Origin of the sequence: Winogradskyella ouciana (assembly GCF_009709615.1) — a bacterium.
Classification (GTDB): Bacteria; Bacteroidota; Bacteroidia; order Flavobacteriales; family Flavobacteriaceae; genus Winogradskyella; species Winogradskyella ouciana.
Window position 1 is genome coordinate 1 of the sequence record NZ_WJYA01000310.1, and the last position, 235, is coordinate 235.

1 protein-coding gene is annotated in these 235 nt (G+C 40.9%); it reads left to right on the plus strand.

The features are described from left to right. On the plus strand, positions 1–235 hold a 235-nt coding region (locus tag F1003_RS19250), incomplete at both ends, for an alpha-galactosidase (protein ID WP_202913949.1).

Consider the following 235-nt stretch of genomic DNA (forward strand, 5'->3'; position numbering starts at 1 on the left):
TACTTATTTTAATTTCACTGCAGACAAAATTCTTGAAATAGCTGATGCTGGCAAAGAGATGGGAATCGAATTATTTGTTCTTGATGATGGCTGGTTTGGAAAGCGGGATAATGATAAGTCATCCTTGGGTGATTGGTTCGTCGACCTTCGTAAGCTTCCAGACGGACTTGATAATCTCGCAAATCACGTAAAAGAGAAGGGGATGCAATTCGGTATATGGATGGAACCGGAAATG